General features: G+C 73.6%; 28 protein-coding genes. 16 read left to right on the forward strand and 12 right to left on the reverse strand.

The window, feature by feature from the left end:
- The first annotated feature begins 72 nt into the window (after positions 1–72).
- Positions 73–546: a cytidine deaminase family protein gene (locus MICAU_RS10780; RefSeq protein ID WP_013285334.1), complete on the forward strand. Its 474-nt coding sequence runs from the start codon at positions 73–75 to the stop codon at positions 544–546.
- A gap of 35 nt (positions 547–581) precedes the next feature.
- Here MICAU_RS10780 and MICAU_RS10785 read toward each other — a convergent pair whose 3' ends face one another.
- Together MICAU_RS10785 and MICAU_RS10790 are read right to left on the reverse strand one after the other, a co-directional pair.
- On the reverse strand, positions 582–941 hold the full coding sequence (locus MICAU_RS10785) for a YciI family protein (protein WP_013285335.1): 360 nt from the start codon (positions 939–941) through the stop codon (positions 582–584).
- Positions 942–945: 4 nt separating this feature from the next.
- Positions 946–1,878: a helix-turn-helix domain-containing protein gene (locus MICAU_RS10790; RefSeq protein ID WP_013285336.1), complete on the reverse strand. Its 933-nt coding sequence runs from the start codon at positions 1,876–1,878 to the stop codon at positions 946–948.
- Positions 1,879–1,998: 120 nt separating this feature from the next.
- On the opposite strand from MICAU_RS10790, the gene MICAU_RS10795 reads away from it, so the two are divergent.
- The 4 genes from MICAU_RS10795 (at position 1,999) to MICAU_RS10810 (ending at position 6,039) form a co-directional block, all read left to right on the forward strand.
- On the forward strand, positions 1,999–3,045 hold the full coding sequence (locus tag MICAU_RS10795; RefSeq protein ID WP_013285337.1) for a FecCD family ABC transporter permease: 1,047 nt from the start codon (positions 1,999–2,001) through the stop codon (positions 3,043–3,045).
- Between the two features lie 113 nt (positions 3,046–3,158).
- Positions 3,159–4,193 carry a FecCD family ABC transporter permease gene (locus tag MICAU_RS10800; RefSeq protein ID WP_240638090.1) on the forward strand — a complete coding sequence of 345 codons (1,035 nt, stop codon included), beginning with the start codon at positions 3,159–3,161 and terminating at the stop codon, positions 4,191–4,193.
- A complete protein-coding gene (locus MICAU_RS10805) occupies positions 4,190–5,062 on the forward strand; it encodes an ABC transporter ATP-binding protein (RefSeq protein ID WP_013285339.1) in 873 nt (290 codons plus the stop codon). The genes MICAU_RS10800 and MICAU_RS10805 overlap by 4 nt, the downstream gene beginning before the upstream one ends.
- 32 nt (positions 5,063–5,094) lie before the next feature.
- Positions 5,095–6,039 (forward strand): ABC transporter substrate-binding protein, encoded by a 945-nt coding sequence (locus tag MICAU_RS10810; RefSeq protein ID WP_013285340.1) that lies wholly within the window; start codon positions 5,095–5,097, stop codon positions 6,037–6,039.
- Positions 6,040–6,094: 55 nt separating this feature from the next.
- Here MICAU_RS10810 and MICAU_RS10815 read toward each other — a convergent pair whose 3' ends face one another.
- Together MICAU_RS10815 and MICAU_RS10820 are read right to left on the reverse strand one after the other, a co-directional pair.
- A complete protein-coding gene (locus MICAU_RS10815; RefSeq protein WP_013285341.1) occupies positions 6,095–7,354 on the reverse strand; it encodes an Nramp family divalent metal transporter in 1,260 nt (419 codons plus the stop codon).
- Between the two features lie 331 nt (positions 7,355–7,685).
- Complete coding sequence (locus MICAU_RS10820; protein ID WP_013285342.1) at positions 7,686–8,333, reverse strand: hypothetical protein; 648 nt, start codon at positions 8,331–8,333, stop codon at positions 7,686–7,688.
- A 186-nt stretch (positions 8,334–8,519) separates the two neighbouring features.
- Here MICAU_RS10820 and MICAU_RS10825 point away from each other — a divergent pair, with 186 nt between their 5' ends.
- Positions 8,520–10,163: a hypothetical protein gene (locus tag MICAU_RS10825; RefSeq protein ID WP_013285343.1), complete on the forward strand. Its 1,644-nt coding sequence runs from the start codon at positions 8,520–8,522 to the stop codon at positions 10,161–10,163.
- 66 nt (positions 10,164–10,229) lie between these two features.
- On the opposite strand, the gene MICAU_RS10830 is transcribed toward MICAU_RS10825, so the two are convergent.
- Positions 10,230–12,734 (reverse strand): DEAD/DEAH box helicase, encoded by a 2,505-nt coding sequence (locus MICAU_RS10830; RefSeq protein ID WP_013285344.1) that lies wholly within the window; start codon positions 12,732–12,734, stop codon positions 10,230–10,232.
- A 47-nt stretch (positions 12,735–12,781) separates the two neighbouring features.
- Positions 12,782–13,408: a tRNA (guanosine(46)-N7)-methyltransferase TrmB gene (trmB, locus tag MICAU_RS10835; protein WP_221489093.1), complete on the reverse strand. Its 627-nt coding sequence runs from the start codon at positions 13,406–13,408 to the stop codon at positions 12,782–12,784.
- A 143-nt stretch (positions 13,409–13,551) separates the two neighbouring features.
- On the opposite strand from trmB, the gene MICAU_RS10840 reads away from it, so the two are divergent.
- Positions 13,552–14,133, forward strand: coding sequence for a hypothetical protein (locus MICAU_RS10840; RefSeq protein WP_013285346.1), 582 nt, complete (start codon positions 13,552–13,554; stop codon positions 14,131–14,133).
- Positions 14,134–14,390: 257 nt separating this feature from the next.
- Positions 14,391–15,152, forward strand: a complete 762-nt coding sequence (locus tag MICAU_RS10845) for a class F sortase (protein ID WP_387033483.1) — start codon at positions 14,391–14,393, stop codon at positions 15,150–15,152.
- 151 nt (positions 15,153–15,303) lie between these two features.
- Here the strand turns inward: MICAU_RS10845 and MICAU_RS10850 are convergent, their stop codons facing one another.
- Genes MICAU_RS10850 through MICAU_RS10860 form a run of 3 tightly spaced genes read right to left on the reverse strand, consistent with a single transcriptional unit; the run spans position 15,304 to position 17,399 of the window.
- On the reverse strand, positions 15,304–15,618 hold the full coding sequence (locus tag MICAU_RS10850; protein WP_013285348.1) for an antibiotic biosynthesis monooxygenase family protein: 315 nt from the start codon (positions 15,616–15,618) through the stop codon (positions 15,304–15,306).
- A 25-nt stretch (positions 15,619–15,643) separates the two neighbouring features.
- A complete protein-coding gene (locus tag MICAU_RS10855) occupies positions 15,644–16,441 on the reverse strand; it encodes an exodeoxyribonuclease III (RefSeq protein ID WP_013285349.1) in 798 nt (265 codons plus the stop codon).
- 37 nt (positions 16,442–16,478) lie between these two features.
- A complete protein-coding gene (locus tag MICAU_RS10860; RefSeq protein ID WP_013285350.1) occupies positions 16,479–17,399 on the reverse strand; it encodes a proteasome assembly chaperone family protein in 921 nt (306 codons plus the stop codon).
- Between the two features lie 392 nt (positions 17,400–17,791).
- Between MICAU_RS10860 and MICAU_RS10865 the strand changes: the two genes are divergently transcribed.
- From MICAU_RS10865 to MICAU_RS10870, 3 genes are all read left to right on the forward strand, one after another.
- Complete coding sequence (locus MICAU_RS10865; RefSeq protein WP_013285351.1) at positions 17,792–18,643, forward strand: hypothetical protein; 852 nt, start codon at positions 17,792–17,794, stop codon at positions 18,641–18,643.
- A gap of 94 nt (positions 18,644–18,737) precedes the next feature.
- Positions 18,738–18,884: a hypothetical protein gene (locus MICAU_RS32670; protein WP_013285352.1), complete on the forward strand. Its 147-nt coding sequence runs from the start codon at positions 18,738–18,740 to the stop codon at positions 18,882–18,884.
- Positions 18,885–18,923: 39 nt separating this feature from the next.
- On the forward strand, positions 18,924–19,667 hold the full coding sequence (locus MICAU_RS10870; RefSeq protein WP_013285353.1) for an EcsC family protein: 744 nt from the start codon (positions 18,924–18,926) through the stop codon (positions 19,665–19,667).
- On the opposite strand, the gene MICAU_RS10875 is transcribed toward MICAU_RS10870, so the two are convergent.
- Entirely contained in the window at positions 19,644–20,498 is an 855-nt protein-coding gene (locus tag MICAU_RS10875; protein WP_013285354.1) for a GDSL-type esterase/lipase family protein, read from the reverse strand. The genes MICAU_RS10870 and MICAU_RS10875 overlap by 24 nt on opposite strands.
- A 99-nt stretch (positions 20,499–20,597) precedes the next feature.
- Positions 20,598–21,191 (reverse strand): antibiotic biosynthesis monooxygenase, encoded by a 594-nt coding sequence (locus MICAU_RS10880; RefSeq protein ID WP_013285355.1) that lies wholly within the window; start codon positions 21,189–21,191, stop codon positions 20,598–20,600.
- Positions 21,192–21,354: 163 nt separating this feature from the next.
- Here MICAU_RS10880 and MICAU_RS10885 point away from each other — a divergent pair, with 163 nt between their 5' ends.
- Genes MICAU_RS10885 through MICAU_RS10905 form a run of 5 tightly spaced genes read left to right on the forward strand, consistent with a single transcriptional unit; the run spans position 21,355 to position 25,922 of the window.
- Positions 21,355–21,618, forward strand: coding sequence for a DUF6343 family protein (locus MICAU_RS10885; protein WP_013285356.1), 264 nt, complete (start codon positions 21,355–21,357; stop codon positions 21,616–21,618).
- Between the two features lie 12 nt (positions 21,619–21,630).
- Positions 21,631–23,043, forward strand: a complete 1,413-nt coding sequence (locus MICAU_RS10890) for an NADP-dependent succinic semialdehyde dehydrogenase (RefSeq protein ID WP_013285357.1) — start codon at positions 21,631–21,633, stop codon at positions 23,041–23,043.
- Between the two features lie 32 nt (positions 23,044–23,075).
- Positions 23,076–24,050 carry a TIGR03885 family FMN-dependent LLM class oxidoreductase gene (locus MICAU_RS10895; RefSeq protein ID WP_280512925.1) on the forward strand — a complete coding sequence of 325 codons (975 nt, stop codon included), beginning with the start codon at positions 23,076–23,078 and terminating at the stop codon, positions 24,048–24,050.
- Between the two features lie 37 nt (positions 24,051–24,087).
- Positions 24,088–25,668 carry a Na+/H+ antiporter gene (locus MICAU_RS10900; RefSeq protein WP_013285359.1) on the forward strand — a complete coding sequence of 527 codons (1,581 nt, stop codon included), beginning with the start codon at positions 24,088–24,090 and terminating at the stop codon, positions 25,666–25,668.
- Positions 25,665–25,922 carry a UBP-type zinc finger domain-containing protein gene (locus MICAU_RS10905; protein WP_013285360.1) on the forward strand — a complete coding sequence of 86 codons (258 nt, stop codon included), beginning with the start codon at positions 25,665–25,667 and terminating at the stop codon, positions 25,920–25,922. Before MICAU_RS10900 ends, MICAU_RS10905 begins: the two co-directional genes overlap by 4 nt.
- A 1-nt stretch (position 25,923) precedes the next feature.
- On the opposite strand, the gene MICAU_RS10910 is transcribed toward MICAU_RS10905, so the two are convergent.
- The gene (locus tag MICAU_RS10910) at positions 25,924–26,457 is read right to left on the reverse strand and encodes a GNAT family N-acetyltransferase (RefSeq protein ID WP_013285361.1); all 534 of its coding nucleotides are present in this window, start codon (positions 26,455–26,457) and stop codon (positions 25,924–25,926) included.
- Positions 26,458–26,460: the final 3 nt, after the last annotated feature.

Raw genomic sequence — 26,460 nt, forward strand, 5'->3', positions numbered from 1 at the left:
CTGGTGCGGCCGTCCCCGCCGGATAAAGTTGCCGCCGACGAGGCCGACGGACGAGGCCGACGAGGGGCGGGGATGATCATGCGGGACACCGACCGGGCGCTCGTGCAGGCCGCCACCGCCGTCGCGAAGCTGCGCTGCCGCAGCGACAACCACACAGTCGCCGCCGCCGTCCGCAGCACCGACGGCCGGGTGTTCAGCGGCGTGAACGTCTACCACTTCACCGGCGGCCCGTGCGCCGAGGTGGTCGCACTCGGTGCCGCCGCGACCCAGGGCGCGGGCGAACTGGAGGCGATCGTCGCGGTGGGGGACCGCGGCCGGGGCGTCCTCCCGCCGTGCGGACGCTGCCGTCAGGTGCTGCTCGACTACTTCCCGTCGATCAAGGTGATCGTCGGCCCGCCCGACGGGCTGCGCGCGATCCCGATCACCGACCTGCTGCCCGAGACGTACGTCTGGGCCGACCAGCAGGTCGAGGTGCCGGTGGCCGCCCGCGCCGGGGTGTGGCCGACGCCTGTGGTGCCGGGCAGCCGGCAGGCCCCGGAGGACTGACCGCGCCCCGCCCCGGGCGCTGCCGGCCGCGACACTCAGTCGCCGGCCGCTGCCTCCAGCATCGAGCGGGGGACCGGCACCTGCTCGAAGCGGACCTGACCCTCCGGCACCATCCAGCTGCTGACCTGCGCGACGAGTCGTCCCGCGCGGACCGCCGGGTCGTTCGCGTACAGCTCACGGGCCATCTGCGGGTCCACCGACAGCACCACGAAACCGCGGACACGCCCGTCGTCGCCGTCCAGGAACGGCCCCGCCGCCAGCACCGCGCCCTGCTCCACCAGCCCGGCCTGGTGCGCCAGGTGCGCGTCCTGGATCCGGTCGAGGGCGTCCTGCGGCAGGTCCGGCGCGTCGTCCGGGCGGACCAGGAGCACCACCGTGTGCCTGTCGAATCGCATGTCCTCAGGCTAGGTGCTGCCGGGCGCGCAGTGCCCGGATCGACCAGTCCAGCACCGGCGCCAGGCTCTCGGCCGGCGGCCAGCCGTTGACCACGGAGAGCAGCTCCAGGTACCGCTCCCGGCGAGGGTCGCTCGCGGTCCTCAACCGGTCCAGCATCCGCTGGCGCAGGTCGGCGTCGTCCGAGCGGCCGCAGAGCTGCGCGTACCGGCCCGCCGCCCGGGCCAGGATCGGATCGGCCTCCGGTGCGGCCGGCTCGATGCCGTCGGCGAGCGCCGGGGCCACCTCCTCCCGGACCACGGCGACCACGTCCCGGCTTACGCCCTCGGCGCCTTCCCGGTCCGCCGCGTGCTGCTCGGCCAGCCGGCGCAGCCCGGACCGGAATCCCGGGTCCAGGGCCAGCTCGGCCAGCTCCACCCACGCCTCGATCTGACAGTCGTCCGGATCGTCGGGCAGCTCCGGCGTGAGCGACCGCCTGATCCCCGCGAACCCCGGATCGGTCAGGCCGCCGAACGCCGCGTCGAGGAACTCGTCGACCAGCCGCCGCCGCTCCCGCGCGGCCAGGCCGGCCAGCCGGTGCAGCAGGTCGGCCTCGGACGGGGAGGCCCCGCGCCGGGCGATCACCGTCAGCACCGCGCGGCGCGACCGCAGCAGGCGGATCTGCGCGGTCAACGCGTCCGCGTGCGCCGAGGCGACCTCGGCCAGGCTGACCTCCCGCGCCACCACCCGGCGCACGGTGGGCAGGTCCACGCCCAGCTCGCGCAGCGTCCGTACCAGGTCGAGCCGGGCCACCGCCGCCGCGTCGTAGCGGCGGTGGCCGGCCGGTCCCCGGTCGGTGGGCGGCACGACGCCGCGGTCGGACCAGAACCGGATGGTCTTCACCGGCAGCCCGGTCCGCCGGGCCAGGTCACCGATCGAGTAGCGCTCCGCACCGTCCATGCGCCCACCATCGCGCCTCCCCCCGGTGGAGGCGCAACCCCATCGACAATGCCCGCTTAGGTACGCCTTACCAGGTCAGCTAAGGTAAGGCGCACCTAATCGGAAGGCGAAGAACCCCTCGTGACCACCGTCGCCGTCCGGCCCGCGCGGGCCGGGACTCCCGTCCGCCGCGGCACCGTCCGCCGCGTCGCGGTCACCGTGGCGGCGGCGCTCCTGCTCCTTCTGGCGCTGCTGGCCAGCCTCGCGCTCGGCAGCCGGCACCTCCCCGTCGACCAGGTGTGGCACGCGCTCGTGTCCCCGGACGGCGGCGACGCCACCACAGTGGTCCGGGAACTGCGGCTGCCGCGTACCGCCCTCGGGCTCGTCGTCGGCCTGGCGCTGGCGCTGGCCGGGGTGCTGTTCCAGGCGGTGACCCGCAACCCGCTGGCCGAGCCGCGCATCCTCGGCATCAGCGCCGGGGCGTCGTTCGGTGTGGTGCTGGCCATCGCCGTGTTCGGGGTGGGCACGCTCGCCGGGTACGTCTGGTTCGGCATCGCCGGCGCACTGCTCGCCGGGCTGCTCGTGTTCGCCATCGCCAACCGCACCCGCGAGGGCGCCAGCCCGGTCACCCTCGCGCTCGTCGGCGCGGCCCTCGACGCCGGTCTCGGCGCCATCGTGTACGCGCTGCTCAGCATCGACGCCCGCACGTTCGAGGAGTACCGCTTCTGGGTGGTCGGTGGGCTGACCGGCCGGGGCGTCGGCGTGGCCGGGCAGGTGCTGCCGTTCGTGGTGGCCGGGGTGCTGCTGGCCGCGCTGGCCGCCCGCGGTCTGGACGCGCTCGCCCTCGGCGACGACGTGGCCCGGGGACTCGGGCACCGGGTCGCACTGGTCCGGCTCGCCGCCGGGGCCGGTGGCGTGCTGCTCACCGGTGCGGCGGTGGCCGCCGCCGGGCCGATCGCCTTCGTCGGGCTGGCCGTGCCGCACCTGGCCCGGGCGCTGGTGGGCGCGGACCAGCGGTGGACGCTCCTGGTCGCCGCGCTGCTCGGCCCCGCGCTGCTGCTCGCCGCCGACGTGGCCGGCCGCCTCGTCGCCCCGCCCGGCGAGATCCCGGCCGGCATCATCACCGCCCTGCTCGGCGCCCCGCTCCTGGCCTTCCTGGTCCACCGAGCCAAGACGGTGACGACATGACCACCCCCGCCCCCACCCCCACCCCCGGCTCCCGCGATCTTGCACTTGCTGCCCCGGCGGAAGGGGCATTCCGGTCACCCGAGGGGCCCGAAGTGCAAGATCAACGGGGTGGGGTGCGACGGCCACGGGGGCGTGGAGTGCTGCGGGTCGGGGCGGTGGTGGTGCCGTTCCGGTGGCGGCCCCTTGTGGTGGCGGCGGTGCTGTTCGTGCTGCTGTGCGTCGCGGTGGTGGTCAGCCTGTCGCTGGGTACGCCGTACGTCGCCCCGGTGGACGTGGTGCGGTCGCTCTCCGGCGCCGGCACCCCGTACGACCTCGTGGTACGCGACCTGCGACTGCCTCGCGCGGTCCTCGCGGCGGTGGCAGGGGCGGCCTTCGGCGTCGCCGGCACGCTGATCCAGAGCGTGGCCCGCAACCCGCTCGCCAGCCCCGACGTCATCGGTGTCACGCAGGGCGCCGGGCTGGCCGCGACGATCGCGCTGACCAGCGGCGCGGCGGCGGTGCTGGTGGCGCCGGCGGCGCTGCTCGGCGGCCTGGCCGCCGCGGTGGCGGTGTTCGCGCTCGGCGCCCGGCACGGCCTGGCGGCCCAGCGGTTCGTGCTCGCGGGTGTGGCGGTGGCGTTCGCGTTCCGGGCGCTGATCGAGGTGGTCATGCTCACCGCCGACCCGATCGACGGGCTGCGCGCGCAGATCTGGCTCATCGGCACGCTCGCCGGCAAGGGGTGGAGCGAGGCGGCCTGGATCGCCGGCATGCTCGCGGTCCTGCTGCCGGTGCTGCTCTGGGCCGGGTGGGCGCTGCGCAGCAGCGCGCTCGACGACGACACCGCGCGCGGGATCGGCCTGCGGCCGGTGGCCCGCCGCATGGGGCTGGCCGGTACCGGTGTGCTGGCCGCCGCCATGGTCACCGCCCAGGTCGGCGCCGTCGACTTCGTGGCGCTGGTGGCCCCGCAGGTGGCCCGCCGGCTGGTCCGCGCCGAGCGCCCGCCGCTGCTGTGCGCCGCGCTGCTCGGCGCGTTGCTGCTGGTCCTCGCCGACCTCGGTGCCCGCCGGCTGCTGGCGCCGACCCAACTGCCGGCCGGCGTGCTCACCGCGGCGATCGGCGGGCCGTACCTGATCTTCGTGCTGCTCCGCACCCGAGGGAGGCGGTCGTGACCGCGCTGCTGTCCACCCGCGACCTGGTCGTCGGCTACGAGGGCCGCACAGTGCTGGACGGACTGGACCTCGACCTGCCGGCCGACACGTTCACCGTGATCGTCGGCCCGAACGCCTGCGGCAAGTCGACGCTGCTGCGCACGATGGCCCGGCTGCTCACGCCCCGGCGCGGCGCGGTGCTGCTCGACGGCGCGGCGATCCGCGATCTGCCGACCCGGGACGTGGCCCGGCGGCTCGGCGTCCTGCCGCAGAGCCCGCTGGTGCCCGAGGGGATCACCGTGGCCGACCTGGTCGGGCGCGGCCGGCAGCCGTACCAGCGCTGGTGGCGGCAGTGGTCGGCCGAGGACGGACGGGCGGTCGAGGAGGCCATGCGGCTGGCCGACGTCAGCGCGCTCGCCGACCGCCCGGTGGACACGCTCTCCGGCGGGCAGCGCCAGCGGGTGTGGATCGCCATGACTCTGGCCCAGGACACCGACGCGCTGCTGCTGGACGAGCCGACCACGTTCCTCGACCTGGCCCACCAGGTCGAGGTGCTGGACCTGCTGCACCGGCTGCGCGCCGAACGCGGCCGGACAGTGGTGGCCGTGCTGCACGACCTCAACCAGGCGGCCAGGTACGCCGACCACCTGATCGCCATGCGCGACGGCGCGGTGGTGGCCGCCGGCAAGCCGCGCGAGATCCTCACCGCGGATCTGGTCCGCGACGTGTTCGGGCTGGACTGCGTGGTCGTGCCCTGCCCGGTCAGCGGCGCCCCGCTCGTGGTGCCCGCCCTCACCCAGACCGGATCCGCCCAGGCCGGATCCGCCCAGACCTCGGCCGTTCCGGCCGTCACGCCGGCCACGGCCGGCGCCCCCGTCGGCGACGCCTGAGCGCGCCGACCCGCACCACCGAAAGGAACCTGATGCGTCGTCTCGCCGTCGCACTCACCGCCGCCCTCGCTCTCGGCGTCGGCCTCACCGCCTGCGGGGAGAGCGACCCCGTCGCCGGTACCGGCACCGGGGAGACCCGGGAGATCACCCACTCCATGGGCACCACGAAGGTGCCCGCCGAGCCGAAGCGCGTGGTCGTGCTCGACACCGACAAGATCGACACCGCGCTGTCGCTGGGCGTCACCCCGGTCGGCGCGGCGACCGCCGGTGAGGCGAAGAGCTGGCCCACCTACTTCGGCGCGGACAAGCTCGCCGGGATCACCGAGGTCGGCGTGCTCACCGAGCCGGACCTGGAGGCGATCAACGCGCTCAACCCGGATCTGATCCTGGGCAGCAAGTTCCGCCAGGAGAAGTTCTACGACGAGCTGTCCAAGATCGCCCCGACCGTGTTCACCGAGAAGGTGGGTGTCACCTGGAAGGAGAACTTCCTCCTCGACGGCGCGGCGCTGGGCAAGGAGCAGCAGGCCAAGGACCTGCTGGCCGAGTACGAGAAGCGGGCGAAGGACTTCGGCGCGAAGCTCGGCGACGCCTCGTCCCGCAAGGTCTCCATCGTGCGCTTCATGCCGACCGAGATCCGCCTGTACGGGCCGGACTCGTTCTCCGGCATCGTCGTCGGCGACACCGGCCTGGGCCGCCCCGAGCGGCAGATGCTCGCCGGCAAGGAGGACAAGCGGATGGACCGGGTCAGCCCGGAGCGCATCGCCGAGGCCGACGGCGACGTGGTGTTCGTGACCGCGTACGGCGAGAAGGCCGCCGCCGAGCAGGCCAAGGTCACCGGCGGCACGCTGTGGAAGGGCCTGTCCGCGGTCAAGGCCGGCAAGGCGCACGTGGTCTCCGACGAGATCTGGATGACTGGCATCGGCGTGGGCGCCGCCAACAAGATCCTGGACGACCTGGAGAAGTACCTGGCCGCCTGAGCCCCGATCACCCGCGCCCGTCCAGCCGTCGTCGGCCGGACGGGCGCGGGTGTGTTCAGGCCGCCAGTTGCCAGAGCAGGAACGCGTTGAGCGCCACCACGAACGCCGTGATCGCGACCGCGGCGGCGGTGGTGGCCCGGCGATTGACCAGGCTGCCCATCAGGTCCCGGCGGCGCGTGAACATCACCACCGGAATCAGCGCGAACGGGATGCCGAAGCTCAGCACCACCTGGGACAGCACCAGCGCGCGGGTCGGGTCGACGCCGATCGCGAGCACCGCGAGCGCGGGCAGCAGGGTGATCATCCGGCGGACCAGCAGCGGGATCCGGCGGCGCAGGAAGCCCTGCATGATGATCTCGCCGGCGTACGTGCCGACGCTCGTGGAGGCGAGCCCGGACAGGAGCAGGGCGACCGCGAAGCCGACCGCCGCCGCCGTGCCGAGCGTGGTGGCGAGCCCGGCGTGGACGCCTTCGAGGGTGTCGGTGCCGGGAATCGACGTGCCGTGGAAGCTGCTAGCGGCGACCAGCAGCATGGCCAGGTTGACCGCGCCGGCGATGCCCAGCGCGATCAGCACGTCGACCCGCAGGCCCTTGGCGACGACGCGCCGCTGCGTCTCGCCCTCCGCCGGCAGCCGGTTCGGGGTCAGCGCCGAGTGCACGTAGATGACGTGCGGCATCACCGTCGCGCCGAGGATGCCGGCGGCGAGCAGCATGCTGTCGGTGCCTTGCATCCGGGGCAGCAGCCCGGCCGCGGCGTCGGACACGTCCGGTTGTGCGCTGACCAGGTTGACAGCGAACGCCAGCACGATCACGCCGAGCAGCACCGCGATGGCGATCTCGAACGTCCGGAAACCCCTGGCGCGCAGCGCCAGGATGGCGAACGAGGCGGCGCCGATGATCAGGCCGCCGGGCAGCAGCGGGACGCCGAACAGCAGGTACAGCGCGACCGCCCCGCCGATCACCTCGGCCAGGTCGGTGGCCATGGCGACCAGTTCGGCCTGCGCCCACATGACCCGGTTGAGCGGCCGGGGCAGATGTTCCCGGCACAGTTCCGGCAGGCTGCGCCCGGTGGCCAGGCCGAGCTTGGCGGTGAGCGTCTGCACCAGCATGGCGGCCAGGTTCGCCGCCACGACCACCCAGACCAGCAGGTAGCCGTACCGGGCACCGGCCGTGGAGTTGGTGGCGAAGTTGCCGGGGTCGACGTAGGCGACCGCCGCCACGAACGCGGGCCCGAGCAGGATGAGCCGGCCACGTACCGGGCGCGGGGTGCGAGCGGTCCGTAGCGGGGGTACGACGGACGAGTCGTTTGTTACCACTGTTGCTCCTCGACGACGGCGAACGACGGACGACTGATGGCGAACGGCGAACGGCGGGGGGTGTCAGGGAGGGCGGCCACGCGGGGGTGTTCCCGACGGATGCCCATATATGCCACCAACCTGAGCCCGGAGGAGGAAAGCAGACACGGGACGATGCCGTCCGCTGTACGCCCACCGGTTGGGCGCCGTGCGGCGCACCGCCCGGGACGACGAACGGCCGCCCCGGGTGGCGGGGCGGCCGTTCGGTAGGTGGGCGGTGCGGCGGTCGCCGCCGGGTACGCGGTCCGGCGGCGTGGTCGCGGTGCGCCGGATGGCGTGCCGCGGCGGCCGGTCAGGCGGCGGTGGACCAGATGGCCCGGAACGCGGCCGCCTCACCGGCCAGCCACTGCTCGATCTGCTCGGGCTTGACGTCGGCGGGCATCCGGTGCGCCTCGCCGCGCCGCACGTCGACCAGGACCGGCTCGGCGTGCGGCAGCACCGCGTCCATGTGCCGGGCCATCAGGTGCAGTGTGGCCAGCGTCGTCTCCTCGCTCGGCGGCGCCTCGTCGAAGTGCAGCCGGATCGCCTCGGCCCGGCCGTCGGCGTACCGGACGCCGAACTGCGGGTTGATCTTCACGGGCAGGTCGCCCAGCATGGCCAGCGCGTCGCGCGTCTGGGCCAGGTCGACGCCGGCCGGCTCGCCGAGCGAGTGCAGCCAGCGGGTCGCGCCCGGAACGAGCGCCTCGTAGAGCGGTCGCCAGCGCGGCTTGACCAGGTCGGCGACCTGCGCGAGGTGCGTACCGCCGGTGTGGAAGGCGACGTCGGCCTTGAGCGCCTTGACGAACTGGCCGTGCGGGTTGAAGCCGTGCCGGCTGGCCCGCTGCCGGCGCAGCCCGCCGACGAAGGTGGCCTTGGTGGGGCCGGTGCGGTCGACGTACCGGGTGAATCCGAGGAGGGTGGCGTAGGGGGTGACAGGGGTCGCGGAGGTGGGCGCAGTCACGAGCATCCTCCCAGGTCAGCAGCTCGATTAGTACATACATTCTAATCGACGGGTCTGACATCGCCCAGGGTGCGAAAGGGGCATTGTCGATCCGTTCGCCGACGGCCCGCCGATCCGGACGGGACACCGCGCGATCGATCCGTCCCCTAGAGTGCGGTTCTTCCACACCTCTCTCCCGGAGTACCCATGCGATCCCTCACGGCCCGATGGCCCCGCCTCGCCGCCGCCGCGGCGCTGCTGGCCACGACCGCGCTCTTCGCCCCGTCGACCCCGGCGCACGCCGCCGACGAACTGCCCGACCTGTTCGTGTCCTTCAGCAGCGACCCCGTCGCGGAGATCGACAACAGTGGCACCACGGTCGGGATGTACGTCTACAACTACGGCCAGGCCGACGCGACGGCGGTGACCGTCACGCTCGACCTGGGCAAGCTGTCGTCCGACGTGGTCGCCTCGGTGCCGGACTGGAACGACTCCTGCAAGCTCGCGGCGGGGAAGGTCACCTGCACCGTCGGTGGCCTGGTGGCCGGCCAGACCGATCTCATCTATCCGCTCTCGCTGGCCAGCCGCACCGGTGCGACCCCCGGTGACGCCGGTTCGGTCGGCGTGACCATCGCCGGCGCACAGGACGACGCCAACCCCGGCGACAACACGATCAGCTTCCCGGTCACGATCCGCGCCTCGGGCCCCGATCTGGTCGCCGCCGCCGACGACCTGAACGACAAGTCCAAGCCGGTCGGTGAGGGCGACCGGGTCCCGCTCTACAGCGGTGTGCTCAACGAGGGCGACAGCCCGGCGACCGACTTCACCGTCCGGGTCGACCTGCCCACCGGCGCCACCTTCGTCGAGCGGTACAGCGACTGCACCTACGTCGGCTACTACCCGAAGGCCAGCGGTCCGCCGTACGTCTACGGGCCGAGCCAGGTCACCTGCACGGTGCCGCTGACGCTCAAGCCCGGCGAGGGGCTGCTGCTGTTCGACGACGAGACGGGCGAGTCGCTGTTCAACATCACGTTCGGCCGCAACCTGCCGGGCCCGGACGAGAACTACGCCCTGTTCAGCACCGCGCTGGCCGGTGAGGCGGAGACGGCGAAGAAGGCCGCGGCGACCAAGGGCAACGGCCCGTCGTTCGCCACCGCCGCCGAGAAGCTGCACGCCAAGGCGGTCAAGGCGGGTCAGGCCCGCAAGGCCGTCGTGGAGCGCGAGCTCGACGAGTCGGACAACTACGCCGACTTCCGGTTCTGGAGCAAGAAGAACAGCCTCGACGTCGCCGTCACCGCCGCGCCGGTGAAGGGGGCGGTCGGCCAGACCGTCGACCTCACCTACGAGGTCGTCAACCACGGCCCGTCCGACGGCGGCGGCCCCGGTGTCCTCATCACCGCACCGAGCGGCACCGTCCTGCTGCCCAGCGAGTGGTGCTACACCGACGGCCAGCCGGGCACGACGTTGCCCGAGTCGGCGAAGCTGCGGTGCAACTTCGAGAGCGAGTTCCCGAGCGTGGCCTCCGGCTACGGCCGGATCAAGCCCACCGTGCAGCTGAAGATCAAGTCGACGCCGGGTACCGACGGCACGATCGTGGTCGACGGCGCCACGTCCTCGACCGAGTCGAAGCCGGCGAACAACACCGCTCGCATCGTCGTCGCCGTCGGCAACGGCGGCCCGGGCACCGGTGGCTCCGGAGACGGCAGCGGTGGCACCGGCGGCGGCCTGCCGATCACCGGTGCGCCGGCGGCCACGCTCGCCGGTGTCGGCGCCGCCGTGCTCGCGGCCGGCGCGGTCCTGTTCGTCGTGTTCCGTCGTCGTCGCGTGGCGTTCCAGGCCCCGCGCGACTGATCGGACACGATCGCGGGGGCGGAACCGGACCGGTTCCGCCCCCGCGGCGTACGTCAGCCGACGCCGCTACAACTGGCCGACGTCGGTGACGCGGACCACCGCCGCGCCTGTCTCGTCCGAGGCGGCCAGGTCGATCTCGGCGCTGATGCCCCAGTCGTGGTCGCCGTCCGGGTCGTCCAGGATCTGCCGGACGGTCCACCGCTCGCGGCCCTGCTCGATCATCAGCAGCGCCGGCCCCCGCGCGTCCGGCCCCACACCGATGGAGTCGTACGCCTCGAAGTACGGCTCCAGCGCGTCGGCCCAGGCGTCGGCGTTCCAGCCGTCGCCCGCGTCCAGCTCGCCGAGCAGGTCCCAGCGGCGCAGCGCGGCCAGCTCGACGCGACGGAACATCGCGTTGCGCACCAGCACCCGGAACGCCCGCGCGTTGCGGGTCACCGCCGGCGGCCGGTCGTCCAGCGAGGCGGCCACCTCGGCCACGTCCGACGGGTTGCGCAGCCGCTCCCACTCGTCGATCAGGCTGGAGTCGACCTGGCGGACCAACTCGCCCAGCCACTCGATGAGGTCGACCAGCTCCTCGGTCTTCGCGTCCTCGGGGACGGTCTGCCGCAGCGTCTTGTACGCGTCGGCGAGGTACCGCAGCACCAGCCCCTCGGAGCGGGACAGCCCGTAGAACTGCACGTACTCGGGGAACGTCATGGCCCGCTCGTACATGTCCCGGACCACGGACTTGGGGGAGAGCTGGTGGTCGGCCACCCAGGGGTGTCCCTGCCGGTACATCTCGTACGCGGAGTCCAGCAGCTCCGCCAGCGGCTTGGGCCAGATCACCTCGTCGAGCAGTTCCAGGCGCGCCTCGTACTCGATGCCTTCGGCCTTCATCGCGGCGACCGCCTCGCCGCGGGCCTTGAACTGCTGCGCGGACAGCACCTGGCGGGGGTCGTCCAGGATCGACTCGATCACGCTGAGCACGTCGAGCGCGTACGACGGCGACTCCCGGTCGAGCAGCTCGACGGTGGCCAGCGCCAGCGGTGACAGCGGCTGGTTCAGCGCGAAGTCGAGCTGGAGGTCGACGGTGAGGCGTACCCGGCGGCCGGTCTCGTCCGGCTCGGGCAGCTCCTCGACCACGCCGCCCGCGCGCAGCGCCCGGTAGATGGCGATGGCCCGGCGGATGTGCCGGCGCTGCGCGGCCGGGTCCTCGTGGTTGTCGGTGAGCAGGTGCCGCATCGAGGCGAACGCGTCGCCGGGGCGGCCGATCACGTTGAGCAGCATCGAGTGGCTGACCTGGAAGCTGGAGGTGAGCGGTTCCGGCTCGGCCTCGACCAGCCGCTGGAACGTCGGCTCGCCCCAGCCGATCGAGCCCTCCGGCGGCTTCTTCTTCACCACCTTGCGGCGCTTCTTCGGGTCGTCACCGGCCTTCGCGAGCGCCTTCTCGTTCTCGATCACGTGCTCGGGGGCCTGCACCACGACCCGGCCCAGCGTGTCGAACCCGGCCCGCCCGGCCCGGCCGGCGATCTGGTGGAACTCGCGGGCCTTGAGCAGCCGGGTGCGGGTGCCGTCGTACTTGCTCAGGCCGGTGAACAGCACGGTACGGATCGGCACGTTGATGCCGACGCCGAGCGTGTCCGTACCGCAGATGACCTTGAGCAGGCCGGCCTGGGCGAGCGTCTCGACCAGGCGGCGGTACTTCGGGAGCATGCCGGCGTGGTGCACGCCGATGCCGTGGCGGACCAGCCGGGACAGCGTCTTGCCGAAGCCGGAGGTGAACCGGAAGTTGCCGATCGCCTGGGCGATCATGTCCTTCTCGGCGCGGGTGCAGACGTTCACGCTCATCAGCGCCTGGGCACGTTCCAGCGCGGCGGCCTGGGTGAAGTGCACGACGTACACCGGGGCCTGTTTGGTCTCCAGCAGTTCCTCCAGCGTCTCGTGCAGCGGCGTGGTCGCGTACGAGAAGAGGAGCGGGACCGGCCGCTCGGCCGAGCGGACGACGGCGGTCGGCCGCCCGGTGCGCCGGGTCAGGTCGTCGACGAAGCGGGTGGTGTCGCCGAGCGTGGCCGACATCAGCACGAACTGGGCCTGCGGCAGCTCGATCAGCGGCACCTGCCAGGCCCAGCCGCGGTCCGGCTCGGCGTAGAAGTGGAACTCGTCCATGATCACCTGGCCGACGTCGGCGCGGCGGCCCTCGCGCAACGCCAGGTTGGCCAGGATCTCCGCGGTGCAGCAGATGATCGGCGCGTCCGCGTTGACGCTGGCGTCGCCGGTGAGCATGCCGACGTTCTCCGCGCCGAAGACCTCGCAGAGCGCGAAGAACTTCTCCGAGACCAGCGCCTTGATCGGCGCGGTGTAGAAGGTCGTCCGGTCGTCGGCCAGCGCCGCGAAGTGCGCCGCGATCGCCACCAGGCTCTTGCCCGAGCCGGTCGGCGTATTCATGATCACGTTCGCGCCGGAGACGATCTCGATGACCGCCTCCTCCTGATGGGGATAGAGGTCCAGGCCGCGCTCGGACGCCCAGGAGGCGAACGCGTCGTAGAGGGTGTCGGGATCGGCGGTCTTCGGCAGCGCGGCGGTGAGAGTCATGGCGGCTCCCATCGTGCCTGGATCACACCACGCCGCGCCAACCGGGTTCAGCGCCGCCGGTGGATCAGGTCGAAGACCTCCCGGCCCGCGGTCAGCGCGCGCCGCTCGAACTTCGTCACCGGGCGGTGCGCCGGACGGGGCGCGTAGCCGCCGTACACGTCGACCAGCTCCGGGTCGGCGGTGAGCGTCTCGCGCATCGACTCGGCGTACTCGGCCCAGTCGGTCGCGCAGTGCAGCGTGCCGCCCGGAGCCAGCCGGGACCGCAGCAGCGCCACGTGCGCCGGCGCGATGATCCGCCGCTTGTGGTGGCGCGTCTTCGGCCACGGGTCGGGGAAGAAGACGTGCACCGCGTCCAGGCAGCCCTCCGGCATGGCGCGGACCAGGTCCAGCGCGTCGCCCTCGGCCACCCGCACGTTGTCCAGACCGTGGCGTTCCACCAGGTCGAGCAGGTTGGCGATTCCCGGCGTATGGACCTCGACCGCCAGATAGTGTCGGTCCCGGTCGGCCGCCGCCATCGCGGCGGTGGCGTCGCCCATGCCGGAGCCGATCTCCAGCACCAGCGGCGCCCGTCGTCCGAACAGCGCCGTCGGATCGCACGGCCCGTCGAGGGCGGCGATCTCGAGGCCGTACGCGGGCCAGAGCCGGGTGAGCGCGTCGCGCTGCCGCTCGCTCATCCGTCCGCGACGCGGATGGAAGGTACGGATGCGGCCGGCGGCGATGTCGGGGAGGGTCACAGCGACCCGAGCCTACGCGACCCGGATCGGATGTGATGTGCGGCCGGGGGTGAGAGGATTCATCCCGTACGCCGGGAGGGGTCATGGGGTCGTTCAGGGTACGTGAGGCGCTGCTGGTCGCGGTCGCCGCGTGCGCCGCCCCGCTGGTCGGCGCGCTGCCCGCCCAGGCCGCGCCGCGCGCCGCCGAGCCGGTGCCGGAACAGCCCCCGGCCGACGTGATCTTCGTGGAGGTCACCCCGGGCACCGTCTCGCCCGGCTACCTCGTCGGCATCCGGGCCAGCTGCCGGAACAACACCGTGCCGGCGATCGTGACCTCGGACGCGTTCGGCAGGATCCAGGTTCAGCCGCAGCGCGGCCTGCTCACCGCCTCGCCGATGGTCCACGAGCGCACCCGGCCCGGCAACTACCGGGTGAAGCTGGAGTGCCCGGGTGGGGAGACCGCCTCCACCATGCTCCAGGTGGTCAAGCAGGGGCAGCCCACCCGGCAGCCGACCCACCCGCCCAGTCACCTGCCCAGCCGTGGCCCGGCGACCGGATTCGGCGGCACCGCCGGCCCCGGGCTCGGCGGCCTGCTGGTGCCCGTCGGGCTGGCGGTGACAGTGGTCGGCGCCGGGCTCGGCGTGGCCGCGTCCCGCCGGCACGCCCGCGGCGCCGCCGGACGCTGAGGCCGGTCATGGCCGAGCACTTCGTTCCGCCGCCCGCCGGAGCACGGCGCTCCGGCCGGCCGTTCCTGGCACTGCCCCCGCCCGCCGCGCCACCGGCCGACGCCGCCCGCCCGTCCCGGGCCGGCCCGCCTGCCGAGGTCGCCCGGTTCTCCAGGGCTGACCCGGCCGCCGCGCCCCGGACCGGCCCGCCCTCGGGGGACAGGCCGGCCGCCGGGACCGGGTCGTCGGCCGTGCCGGTCTCCGGGTCGCGGCCGTGGATGCCGCCGCCCGCCGCGTCGCGACCGTGGTACCCGCCGTCGGCCGATCCGCCGGCCCTGCGTCCCCGGCCCGCCGGGCCGCCGCCTGTAGAACCGCCACCGGCGTCGCCGGGCGGGCGGGACCGGGGCCGGGGTTCCTGGTCGAAGCCGCTGGCAGTGGTGCTGGTGCTTGTCGGTGTGTTCGCCACCGGGGCCGGGCTCGGGCGCACGGCCGGGCCGTTCGACTTCGCCGACGCGTCCACCGGGTCGAGCCGGTCGAACGGGTCGGGCGCGGTGGCCCCGGCGAGTGCCGCCGCCCCGGTCCGGAAGCCGGCGAGCCGGCCGGTACGCCTGGCGGTGCCGGCCATCAAGGTCAACGCGCCGGTCACCCCGGTCGGGCAGGCGAAGGACGGCTCGGTGGACGTGCCGCCGCTGACCGAGCACGACCAGACCGGCTGGTACGACAGGGGAGCGGTGCCCGGCGACCCGGGCCGGGCGATCATCGTGGGTCACGTCGACACCAAGAGCGGGCCGGCCGTCTTCTACCGGCTGCGCTCGCTGAAGCCCGGCGCCCGGATCCAGGTGACCCGCGCCGACCGCAGCGTGGTGACCTTCAAGGTGGACAGCGTCGAGTACTTCGACAAGGCGAACCTGCCCGCCGCCCGGGTCTACGGCGACTCGGGTCCGGCCGAGCTGCGCCTGATCACGTGCGGCGGCGAGTGGGTCGGCGGCCGTACCGGCTACCAGGACAACGTGATCGTCTTCGCGTCCCTGGCGAGCTGACCGCTGCCCGACGCTCTCGCTCCCGCCCTCACTCCGACGATCATGAGGTTGGCGGCGACAATTCGGACCGCGAACGCCGTCAACTTCATGATCGACGGGGAGGGCCGGGGGCCGGGAGGGCCGGGGGCCGGGTGGGACGGGGGAGGGCGGGTCAGGGTTTGGCGGGGACCTGCTGGACGACCTCGAACTCCAGCAGGGTGGCGCCGGTGGCGACGGGCTTGCGGGGTTCGCCGCCCTCGGCGTGCGCGGCCCGCGACGGGCCCTGCGCCCACGCCTGGTACGCCTCCTCGGTCTCCCAGCGCGTGTACACGAAGTAGCGGGTGTCCCCGGCGACCGGGCGCAGCAGCTCGAAGCCGAGGAAACCGGGGGAGTTCTCCACCGCGCCGGCCCGGGCCGCGAACCGCTTCTCCAGCTCCTCGCCGACGCCGGACGGGACGTCGATCGCGTTGATCTTCACGACAGCCATGTGTCCACCCTAACGAGCGCCGCGCTCAGAACGTCTCGACGGCCGGTGTCAGGTCCGCGTCGACCACGATCGGGGCGTGGTCGGAGGGGCCCTTGCCCTTGCGGGCCTCCCGGTCCACGTACGCGGAGCGGACCGCGCGGGCGAACGACGCGCTCGCGTACACCAGGTCGATCCGCATGCCCTTGTTCTGGTGGAACATCCCGGCCCGGTAGTCCCAGTACGTGAACGGGTGCGGCCCCTTCATGGGCGTCGGCACCACGTCCTTCAGCCCCAGGTCACGCAGCGCGGCCAGCGCGGCCCGCTCGGCCGGGGTGACGTGGGTGGAGGTGACGAACAGCGCGGGATCCCAGACGTCGGCGTCGGTGGGCGCCACGTTGAAGTCACCGCAGACGGCCACCGGCAGCGCGCCGGCCACCTCCGGTTCGAGGGCGTCGCGCAGCGCCGCGAACCAGGCCAGCTTGTACGCGTAGTGCGGGTCGTCCGGCGCGCGGCCGTTCGGCACGTACACCGACCAGACCCGCAGCTCGTCGCAGGTGGCCGAGATGGCGCGGGCCTCGGGCTCGGGGAACCCGGGCTCGCCCGGGAAGCCGACAGTCACGTCGGCCAGCCCGACCCGGGACAGCACGGCGACGCCGTTCCACCGCCCGTCGCTGTGGCTGGCCACCTCGTAGCCCAGCTCGCCCACCTCGGCGACCGGGAACGCCCCGTCGGGGCACTTGGTCTCCTGCAGGCACACGACGTCGGGCTTCGTGGTGGCCAGCCAGTCGAGCAGCCGGGGCAGGCGGGCCTTCACCGAGTTGACGTTCCAGGTCGCCAGGCGCATGCCCCCAGCCTGCCGCATCCCCGCCCGCCCCGCCCGGTCAGCGCTCCGGGGTGTCGCCGGGTCGGGTCTGCTCGGCGAGGAAGCGTTCCAGCTCGGCGCCGAGTTCGTCGGCGGTGGGCAGCGGCCCGGTCTCGCCGGCGAGCAGGCTCTTCTCGCCCCGGCCGCGGGCGAACGTGTCGTACTGCTCCTCCAGTGCCTGGACCAGCGTCGCCGCCTCCTCGGTCTGGGTGACCTGGCGGTCGATCTCCACCCGGACCGCCTCGGCGGCGGTCCGCAGCGCCTCGACGGGCAGCAGCAGGCCGGTGCTGCGGGACACGGCGGACAGCAGTGCCTCGGCGGCGGCCGGGTACTCGGCCTGGGCCACGTAGTGCGGCACGTGCGCGGCGAAGCCGAGGGCGTCGCGCCCCTGCTCGCCGAGGCGGTACTCCAGCAGGTGGCCGACTCCGGCCGGCACCTGCACCTTCTGCAGCCACGGCTCGTGCCCGGCGATCAGTTCCTTGCGGGTGGCGTGCGCGGTGACGCCGCTGGGCCGGGTGTGCGGCACCGCCATCGGGATCGAGTTGAGCCCGACTGTGAGCCGGACGTCGAGGCGGGCGCTGAGCCCGGCGACGGCGGCCACGAAACGCTCCCACTGGAGATCCGGCTCGGGGCCGGTGAGCAGCAGGAACGGGGTCTCGTCGTCGTCGTGCAGCAGGTGCAGCTCCAGCGCCGGGGCGTCGTAGGACTCCCAGTGGTCCTCGACGAAGGTCATCACCGGGCGGCGGGAGCGGTAGTCGAAGATCTGGTCCACGTCGAAGCGGGCGATGACCCGGGCGTCGAGCGAGGTGAGCAGCTGTTCCCGGGCCAGCCGGGTGGCGTTGCCGGCGTCGACGAAGCCGGTGAGCGCCTGGATCAGCACCGGCTGGCCGAGCTCGGGCAGCTCGTCGGTGAGTTCGTAGAGCTCGTGTGGATCGAGCACCGGTGGGTCCTCCCTGTCGACGCGTACGGGGGAGCGCCGAGCGTGCGGCGTCCCCGGTTCGGCCAACGTACCGGGGCGGGTGGTCCATTCCGTTACGGCCACGTCCGATGCCCGGATGATGATCACGATTCGGCTACGCCCCGGTCCGGCGACCCATATCCGGATCGTCCGAACGGACGAGTTAGTCGATCATCGGGCAGGACCGGGAGGTCTGCGGCGTTCCTGCCCGGGCCGCTGCGCGGGTTGCAGGCCGGGTGATTGGTCCGGTTCCCGAGGTCCGTGGTCCGCCGGGCCGCACTGGGATGGGCCGTCCGCTTCGGAACGGCCAAAGTGTGGCGAGGGCCACCCTTTGGGCCTGGGTGATCCCGGTTTGCCCTGCCTAGCCTCGTCGGATGCGTAACGACGGCAACCTCGACGACCCGTTCGGCTCCGGCCGCCCGGCTGACCGTTCGGACGATACCCCCTCCACCAATCGGTTGGCCACACTCCGGGGACTGGTCCGGCGTACCCGCTTCTGGGCACCCACGAACCCCCGGCCCGGCCGGACGAAGCTGGCGGTCGCCACCGGCGCGGCCTGCTGCCTGGGCCTGGTCGGCGTCAGCCAGGCCGGCTTCGGTGCCCCGGACCGCGCCGCCGACCCGGCGCCCTCGGCGGAGGTCGCCGAGCGTGCCGCGGTCGACCCGGCGTCCCGGGCCATGGCCCGGCCGAGCACCGCCCCCGCCGCCCCCAGCGCCAGCGCCAGCCCGTCCGCGACGGCGAGCCCGAAGGCGACCGCCAAGCCCAAGCCGAAGAAGACCGTCCGGCAGATCGTCCCGGTCGCCGGCCTGGACCGCACCCAGATGAACAACGCGAAGAAGATCGTGCAGGCCGGCAAGGAGATGGGCATGCCGCGCCGCGCCCTCGTCATCGCGGTGGCGACCGCCATGCAGGAGAGCACCCTGCTCAACTACGCCAGCGGCGTGCTGCCCGAGTCGCAGAGCTACCCGCACCAGGCCATCGGCTGGGACCACGACTCGGTCGGGCTGTTCCAGCAGCGCCCGAGCAGCGGCTGGGGCACCGTCGAGCAGCTAATGGACCCGGAGTACGCGACGAAGGCGTTCCTGTCCGCGCTGGCGGAGATCCCCGGCTGGCAGAGCCTGCCGCTCTCCGTGGCCGCCCAGGCCGTGCAGATCTCGGCGTTCCCGGACGCGTACGCCCAGCACGAGTGGCGCGCCGGCGAAGTGGTGGCCGAGATCCTGGGCTGACCCGGACGGGTGGTTGCCGAAGGGCCGATTCGGGTATCAAGGGCTTGCCGGTCCCAGGTACACATGAAGGGGACCGCAGGACGGGAGGACCCTCATGTCGCTGATGCAACGGATCACCGCCTTCCTGCGGTCGCCGCGGGGCCAGCAGTTGGTCGACCGCGGCCGGCGTGAGATGTCGAAGCCGGAGAACCAGGCCCGGCTGCGGCAGATCGCGAACCGGCTGCAGTCGCGCCGGCGCTGACCCGCGTCACCCCCGCCGCACGAGCCTCCGGAGCCCTTCGTGACCGACCCCGCCCCCGTCGACGGGGAGCCCAACGCCGTCCCCGCCGCCCCCGTCCCGCCGGTGGAGGCGCCCGAGGCACCACCGGCCAAGCTGTGGGACCGGATGCGGGACGACCCGCAGTACGCGCCGGAGCACCTGGCCCTGGAGGCGGTACGCCGGCTCGGCCCGGAGGCCGCCCAGTGGGCCGCCCGGGAGCGGGCGCTGCGACCGGACGCCCCGCCGGAGCACTTGGCCGACCAGGCGGTACGCAAGTTCGTCAACCACGCCCGGCTCTCCGGTGCGGTGTCCGGCGCGGCCGGGCTGCCCGGCGCGGTGATCGACGTCGGCGTGCTGGCCTGGACCCAGGCCCGGCTGGTGCTGCACGTCGCGGCCGCCTACGGCGTCGACCCGGCGCACCCGGACCGGGCCACCGACCTGCTGGTGCTCCAGCGGGTGCACAAGGTCGCCGAGACGGCCCGTCTCGCGCTGGGCGTGGCCGCCGGCCGGGAGCGGGCCGGTGCGCTGTTCGGCTCCGCCGGTGACCGGGCGCTGGGCCGGGTGATGCTCCAGCTCGGGGTCCGGCTGGCCCGGATGGCCGGGGTGCGTGCCGCCAAGCGGATGTTCGCCAAGGTCGTGCCGGGCGCGGCGATCGTGCTCGGCACCTGGGCCAACTCGTCGGCCACCAAGGAACTGGCCGACCGTACGCGCGCCCTCTACCGCGCCGCCGGCCCCCGGCAGCTACCGGGCCCGCGCCAGCCCTGACCAGCCGGAGGCGTTCCAGGCCACCTCGGCCAGCCGGCCCTGCCCGGTCGCGTTCGGGTGGAACCAGTCGAGCGCGTTGACCTGGTCCAGGTCGAAGCGATGGCGGTGCACCGCGCCGCCGTCCCACCGGCAGCGTGACCCGTACGCCCGGCAGGCGGCGCGCAGTTGCCCGTCGTACGCCTCGATCCGGTCCCTGACGCGGGCCCGGCGGGCGGCAGCGGCGGGCGCTGTCGACGTGGCGTCGGCGAGCAGCGACGGGCAGACGCCCCGCGACCAGGCCCGCACGGCGCGGGGCTCGGTGTGCCCGATCTGCCAGAGCCGGTACAGGTCCGGGATGCTGACCACCAGCACCCGGGCCTTCGGCCGGCCCTCGCGCAGCACGCCCAGCGCCGCGTCGACCTGGTCGCGGAAGTTCGCGACCGACGTCATGTCGTCGACGTCGCCCCGGCAGGCGTCGTTCGCGCCGATCAGCACGGTGACCAGGTCGGCCCTGTCGCGTACCGCCGACCGGGCCTGGCCGGTCAGCGCGGCCGCGCGGGCCCCGGGCACGGCCCGGTTGTACGCCCGCAGCCCCGGCGCGTCGGCGCGCAGCCGCCGGTAGAGGCTCTCCACCCGCAGGCCGTCCCCCGTTGACCAGGAGTTGCGTTCGCAGCTCACCAGCACCAGGCAGGAGCCGTAGCCGGTGCTGACCGAGTCGCCGAGCGCGACCAGCGCCCGGGGTTCGCCGGGGGCGGGTGTGCCGGAGGGCCGGGGTGACGCCTCGCCGGAGCCGTCACAGGCGAGCGCGACGAGCGCCGCCAGGCAGGCCAGCGCGGCGATCCAGCGTCTCATCGGTCCCCCGTCCGGCGGCGGCAACGGGCGCGTCGACCCTATGCCCCGGCGGAGAGCCGGTGGCGGTTCTGTCGGCTATCGGGCATCGACCACTGTCGTTCACATCTGTCGTGTCGGCGCAGGCCGGCCGTGCAGCCACCGGTGCAGCGCCCGGGTGATCCGGGGCAGCACCAGGTAGGTCATCAGCGGGGTGAGCACGAGCGTCATCAGCAGCGTCCGCCCGGCCAGTGGCACGCCGGCGAGGAACCGGGTGGTCAGCAGCGTGGCGGCCAGGCTGAGCGGGAAGAACGCCAGCCAGATCGTGACCGCCTGCTTCCAGCGCGGCGGCGCGGCCGGTTCCGGCTCGCCGAACGTCTCGACCACGTGGTCCACCGGCGGGGCGAACCAGCCCTCGATGCCGGTGCGCCGCTCCACCCGGGTGTGCTCGACGATGCCCTGCGCCGAGCTGAGCCACCAGCGCCGCTGCGGCGAGTCCTCCCAGTCGCGCAGGGTGTCCGCGTCGGCGAAGCGGTACATCACGTGCCACTCGCCGGAACCGGGGGCGCTGCGGACGAAACCGGCGCCGAGGAAGCCCGGGAAGCTCTCCGCGAGCGCCGTCCCGGCCCGCATCCACGCCACCACCTCGTCGGTACGCGCCGGGTCGGCGCGCCGGGACACGGCGACGGTCACGGGTACGGCCTGAGTCGTGGTCATGCCATCCTCTCCACCGTTCCGCGGGATCTCCGCCGGAACCGGCAGACCGATGTAACGCACCCGCCTGCCGGCCGCATCCGGCGCCTGCCCGCCGGGTGTCCCGGATCACCGGTGTTCCCGCACCGGCCGGTTATCCCCGCCCGTGCCGGGGTAGGCCCCAGGAATGACCCGATCACAGCCCCGCCGTGCCCGCGGCACGGTCGGCCACGCGAACAGCGCCCTGAACCTGCGGCTCGCGCTCGCCACGTTCGGTCTGGTCGTGATGACCGTCTTCGCGGTGCTCGCGTTCGCCGCGGACATCGCCTGGCTGGGTGTCGTCTGCGCGCTGCTCGCCGTGGTGGCGGTGGTCGACCTGGTCGTGATCCAGCGCCGCCGCGCCGCGCGCCGCCGGGAGGAGCCGGGCGTGCGGCACTCGCTGTTCGAGTGACAGGAGTACGACATGCCCATCGCCACCACCAATCCCGCCACCGGACAGGTGCTCAAGACGTACGAGGCGATGTCGGACGAGCAGATCGACGCCGCGATCGAGCGGGCCGACCTCGCCTTCCGGCAGTTGCGCGGCACCACGATCGCGCAGCGGGCCCGGTGGCTCCTCGCCGCCGCCGACCTGCTCGACGCCGAGCGCGACGAGACGGCCCGGCTGATGACCACCGAGATGGGCAAGACGTACGCCGCCGCGAAGGCGGAGGTCACCAAGTGCGCCACCGCCTGCCGCTTCTACGCCGGGAACGCGCCCCGGATGCTCGCGGACGAGCCGGCCGACGCCGCCGCGGTCAAGGCGAAGCGGGCGTACGTGCGTTACCAGCCGATCGGTCCGGTGCTCGCGGTGATGCCGTGGAACTTTCCGCTGTGGCAGGTGATGCGGTTCGCCGCCCCGGCCCTGATGGCGGGCAACACCGGCCTGCTCAAGCACGCCTCGAACGTGCCGCAGACCGCGCTCTACCTGGAGGACCTGTTCCGCCGGGCCGGTTTCCCCGAGGGCGCGTTCACCACGCTGCTGGTCGGCTCCGACGCGGTCGACCGGATCCTCAGCGACCCCCGCGTGCGCGCCGCCACGCTCACCGGCAGCGAGCCGGCCGGCCGGTCCATCGCCCAGATCGCCGGCCGGGAGATCAAGAAGACGGTGCTGGAGCTGGGCGGCAGCGACCCGTTCGTGGTGATGCCCTCGGCCGACCTGGACACCGCAGCCGAGGTCGCCACCACCGCCCGCTGCCAGAACAACGGGCAGTCCTGCATCGCCGCGAAGCGGTTCATCGTGCACACCGACGTGTTCGACGCGTTCGCCGAGAAGTTCGCCGCACGGATGGCGGCGCTGCGCGTCGGCGACCCGATGGACGACGGCACCGACGTCGGCCCGCTGGCCAGCGAACGCGGTCGCGACGAGGTGCACGCCCAGGTCACCGACGCGGTGGACCAGGGCGCGACTGTGCTCTGCGGCGGCGAGAAGCCGGCCGGGGACGGCTGGTACTACCCGCCGACGGTGGTCACCGACCTGCGCCCGGAGATGCGCATGTGGGCCGAGGAGGTGTTCGGGCCGGTCGCCGGGCTCTACCGGGTCGGCTCGTACGACGAGGCGATCGAGGTCGCCAACGGCACCAGCTTCGGCCTCGGCTCCAACGCCTGGACGAACGACCCGGCCGAGCAGGAGCGCTTCGCCGTCGACCTGGACGCCGGCAACGTGTTCGTCAACGGCATGACCACGTCCTATCCGGAGCTGCCGTTCGGTGGTGTGAAGAACTCCGGGTACGGCCGCGAGCTGTCCGCCGCCGGCATGCGCGAGTTCTGCAACACCAAGACCGTGTGGATCGGCGAGGGCGAGGCCGGCGCGGGCGCCGGGGCGCACTCCGAGTAGACGCGATTGGCCGGACGCCGTCACGGGTAGGAGTGGCGACCATGACGGCGTTCGGCTTCCACGCATCCCACGAGCAGATCCACCCGGCCCGGCTGCTGGAGGCGGTGATCCACGCCGAACGCGCCGGCTTCGACGCGGCCATGTGCTCCGACCACTTCTCGCCGTGGAGCGAGCGACAGGGCCAGTCCGGGTTCGCCTGGTCCTGGCTCGGTGCCGCGCTCCAGGCCACGAACCTGTCCTTCGGCGTGGTGAACGCCCCCGGCCAGCGCTACCACCCGGCGATCATCGCGCAGGCCATCGGCACGCTCGGCGCCATGTACCCGGGCCGGTTCTGGGCCGCGCTGGGCACCGGCGAGGCGGCGAACGAGCACATCACCGGCGAGGCCTGGCCGCGCAAGGACATCCGCAGCGCCCGGCTGCGCGAGTGCGTCGACGTGATCCGGGCGCTGCTCGCAGGCGAGGAGGTCAGCCACGACGGCCTCGTCACGGTGGACCGGGCGAAGCTGTGGACCCGGCCGGAGGAGCCGCCCGCACTGGTCGGCGCCGCCGTGAGCATCGCCACCGCGCGCTGGTGCGCCGAGTGGGCCGACGGGCTGATCACCGTCAACGCGCCGGTCGAGCACCTGCGGCAGATGATCGACGCCTACCGGGACGCGGGCGGACGCGGCCCGCTGCACCTCCAGGTGCACGTGAGCTGGGCGCCCGAGCAGGAGCAGGCCGAGGCGATCGCGTACGAGCAGTGGCGCAGCAACGTGTTCGCGCCGCCGGTCTGCTGGGACCTGGAGACCCCCGAGCACTTCGACGTGGCGAGCGCCGACGTGCCGATGTCCAAGGTCGCCGAGACCGTGAACGTCTCCGCCGACCTGGGCCGGCACATCGGCTGGCTGGAGGAGTACGTGGCGCTGGGCTTCGACCAGATCGCGCTGCACCACGTCGGGCAGGAGCAGCGCGCGTTCATCGACACGTTCGGCGCCGAGGTGCTGCCGAAGCTGCGCTCCGCCGCCTGATCACACATCACCCCGTCGGCGCTTAGGCTCGTCGTTCGTGGATGCTCTGTTCGAGGTCGTGGTCTTCCTGGCCATCGCGACCTTCGGTGCGGCGCTGGCCCGCCGGCTCGGCCTGCTCGCGCCGATCCTGCTGGTCGTGCTCGGCCTCGCGTTGTCCTTCCTGCCGTTCTTCCCGCACGTGCGGCTGGACCCGGACCTGGTGCTGGTGGGCATCCTGCCGCCGCTGCTCTACGTGGCGGCGCTGGAGACGTCGGTGCCGGCGTTCCGGCTCGACCTGCGGCCGATCCTGCTGCTCGCCGTCGGACTGGTCGTCTTCACCGCGTTCGTGGTGGGCACCGTCGTGCACTGGTTCCTGCCCGAGCTGCCGTACGCGATCTGCCTGGCGCTCGGCGCGGTGGTGGCGCCGCCGGACGCGGTCGCCGCCACCGCGGTGGCCCGGCGGGTCGGCCTGCCCCGGCGGGTCGTCACCATCCTGGAGGGCGAGAGCCTGGTCAACGACGCCACCGCGCTGGTGCTGCTGCGGGTGGCGATCGTCGCCGCGACCGCCACCACCGGCGGCGTCGGCGTCGGCGACGTGGCCCGCGAGGTGGTCGTCGCGGCCGGCGGCGGCATCCTGGTCGGCCTGCTGGGCGTGGTGGTCTTCGGGTACCTGCACAAGCGCATCACCGACCCGGTGCTGGACAACGCGCTGTCGCTGATCGTGCCGTTCGCCGTGGTCTTCGCCGCCGAGGAGATCCACGCCTCCGGCGTCGTCGCGGTGGTGGTGACCGGCCTCGGCATCGGGCACAAGCTGCCCACGCTGCTGTCGGCCGCCTCCCGGCTCCAGGTGACCGCGTTCTGGCGGCTGATCCGGTTCCTCCTCGAAGGACTGGTGTTCCTGCTGGTCGGCCTGCAACTGCCGGAGGTGGTCCGCGACCTCGACGAACCGTTCGGCTCGCTGGCCGCGATCACCGCCGCGGTGCTGGCCGCCGTCTTCCTGTCCCGGTTCGTCTGGGTGTTCCCGGCCACCTACCTGGCCCGGCTGGTGCCCCGGATCCGGCAGCGCGACCCGGCGCCGCCGGTGCAGTTCCCCGTCGTCATCGGCTGGGCCGGCATGCGGGGCGTGGTGACGCTCGCCGCCGCGCTGGGCCTGCCGCTCACACTGGCCGACGACGCGCCGTACCCGCGTGCGCTGCTCATCTGGCTGGCCTTCGCGGTGATCGTCGCGACGCTCGTCGGGCAGGGCGCCACGCTGCCCTGGGTGGCCCGGCGGCTGCGGCTGCCCCCGGACGACCCGGTGCAGGACGCGCTGTCCGCCGCCGGGGTGCAGCAGCGGGCCAGCCGGGCGGCCCGGGAACGGCTCGACGAACTGGCCGCCGGCGCGCCGGCGGCGGTGGTGGAACGCCTTCGTGGGCTGACCACCTCCCGGGCCAACCTGGCCTGGGAACGGCTCGGCGGCACCGAACGGGAAACCCCCTCCCAGGCGTACGCGCGCCTGCGGCAGGAGATGATCGACGCGGAGCGGGAGGTGTTCCGGGCCGCCCGCGACTCCGGCCAGATCCCGGAGGAGGTGCTCACCCGCGCCTATCGTGATCTGGATCTGGAGGAGTCCATGCTGCGACAGGAGGTCGTCGAATGAGCTGCCGGCACCTGGCCGAGGCGGGCACGGCCGAGCCCGACACCACCACCGAGTGCCCGGACTGCGTGGCGATCGGCAACCCGGACTGGGTGCATCTGCGCGCCTGCCTGACCTGCGGGCACGTGGGCTGTTGCGACTCCTCGCCGTACCAGCACGCCACGAAGCACTTCGAGTCGAGCGGCCACCCGGTGATGCGGTCGGTCCAGCCGGGGGAGTCGTGGCGCTGGTGCTTCGTGGACGAGGAGATCGGCTGACTCAGCCGACCCGGCGCTCCAGCACCTGCCCGGTCCACGTCGGGCGGCCCGGCCGCTCCACCGTGAACGGCTCGGTGGCGGTGAACCCGCAGCTCTCGTAGAACCGCACGAGCGCCCGGTCGGGGCTGCGGAAGCAGTCCACCCGCAGCAGGCCGACGCCGCGCTCGCGGGCCAGCTCCGCCGCGTACGCCAGCAACCGCGCCCCGACCCCGCGCCCGGCGTACGCCCGGTCGGTGACCAGCAGGTTCACGTACAGCTCCGGCTCGGTGGCGGGCGGCACGTACTCGGTCGCCGCGCCCACCACCAGCGCGCCCGCCACCGTCCCGTCGATCTCGGCGAGGTACAGGCCGTCGCCGGCGGCCCACGCCTCGGCCTGGGCGACGCGGCGCGGGTCGATCGACGCCGGCTCGGTGCCCCACTGGTCGGTACGCCCGAGTTCGGTCAGCCATGCGGTGGCGCTGTCGAGCAGCCGCAGCAGCGTGGGCGCGTCGCCGGGCCCACCCGGACGGATGGTGATGCTCTGCTGGTCGGTCATCCC

It is taken from the genome of Micromonospora aurantiaca ATCC 27029 (assembly GCF_000145235.1).
Lineage (GTDB): Bacteria > Actinomycetota > Actinomycetes > Mycobacteriales > Micromonosporaceae > Micromonospora > Micromonospora aurantiaca.

Coding starts and splice junctions, on each gene's coding strand:
- MICAU_RS10780 (WP_013285334.1), top strand. CDS start 73: ATGATCATGCGGGACACCGACCGGGCGCTCGTGCAGGCCGCCACCGCC.
- MICAU_RS10785 (WP_013285335.1), bottom strand. CDS start 941: ATGCGATTCGACAGGCACACGGTGGTGCTCCTGGTCCGCCCGGACGAC.
- MICAU_RS10790 (WP_013285336.1), bottom strand. CDS start 1,878: ATGGACGGTGCGGAGCGCTACTCGATCGGTGACCTGGCCCGGCGGACC.
- MICAU_RS10810 (WP_013285340.1), top strand. CDS start 5,095: ATGCGTCGTCTCGCCGTCGCACTCACCGCCGCCCTCGCTCTCGGCGTC.
- MICAU_RS10825 (WP_013285343.1), top strand. CDS start 8,520: ATGCGATCCCTCACGGCCCGATGGCCCCGCCTCGCCGCCGCCGCGGCG.
- MICAU_RS10830 (WP_013285344.1), bottom strand. CDS start 12,734: ATGACTCTCACCGCCGCGCTGCCGAAGACCGCCGATCCCGACACCCTC.
- trmB (WP_221489093.1), bottom strand. CDS start 13,408: ATGAGCGAGCGGCAGCGCGACGCGCTCACCCGGCTCTGGCCCGCGTAC.
- MICAU_RS10840 (WP_013285346.1), top strand. CDS start 13,552: ATGGGGTCGTTCAGGGTACGTGAGGCGCTGCTGGTCGCGGTCGCCGCG.
- MICAU_RS10845 (WP_387033483.1), top strand. CDS start 14,391: ATGCCGCCGCCCGCCGCGTCGCGACCGTGGTACCCGCCGTCGGCCGAT.
- MICAU_RS10850 (WP_013285348.1), bottom strand. CDS start 15,618: ATGGCTGTCGTGAAGATCAACGCGATCGACGTCCCGTCCGGCGTCGGC.
- MICAU_RS10855 (WP_013285349.1), bottom strand. CDS start 16,441: ATGCGCCTGGCGACCTGGAACGTCAACTCGGTGAAGGCCCGCCTGCCC.
- MICAU_RS10865 (WP_013285351.1), top strand. CDS start 17,792: ATGCGTAACGACGGCAACCTCGACGACCCGTTCGGCTCCGGCCGCCCG.
- MICAU_RS32670 (WP_013285352.1), top strand. CDS start 18,738: ATGTCGCTGATGCAACGGATCACCGCCTTCCTGCGGTCGCCGCGGGGC.
- MICAU_RS10875 (WP_013285354.1), bottom strand. CDS start 20,498: ATGAGACGCTGGATCGCCGCGCTGGCCTGCCTGGCGGCGCTCGTCGCG.
- MICAU_RS10880 (WP_013285355.1), bottom strand. CDS start 21,191: ATGACCACGACTCAGGCCGTACCCGTGACCGTCGCCGTGTCCCGGCGC.
- MICAU_RS10885 (WP_013285356.1), top strand. CDS start 21,355: ATGACCCGATCACAGCCCCGCCGTGCCCGCGGCACGGTCGGCCACGCG.
- MICAU_RS10890 (WP_013285357.1), top strand. CDS start 21,631: ATGCCCATCGCCACCACCAATCCCGCCACCGGACAGGTGCTCAAGACG.
- MICAU_RS10905 (WP_013285360.1), top strand. CDS start 25,665: ATGAGCTGCCGGCACCTGGCCGAGGCGGGCACGGCCGAGCCCGACACC.
- MICAU_RS10910 (WP_013285361.1), bottom strand. CDS start 26,457: ATGACCGACCAGCAGAGCATCACCATCCGTCCGGGTGGGCCCGGCGAC.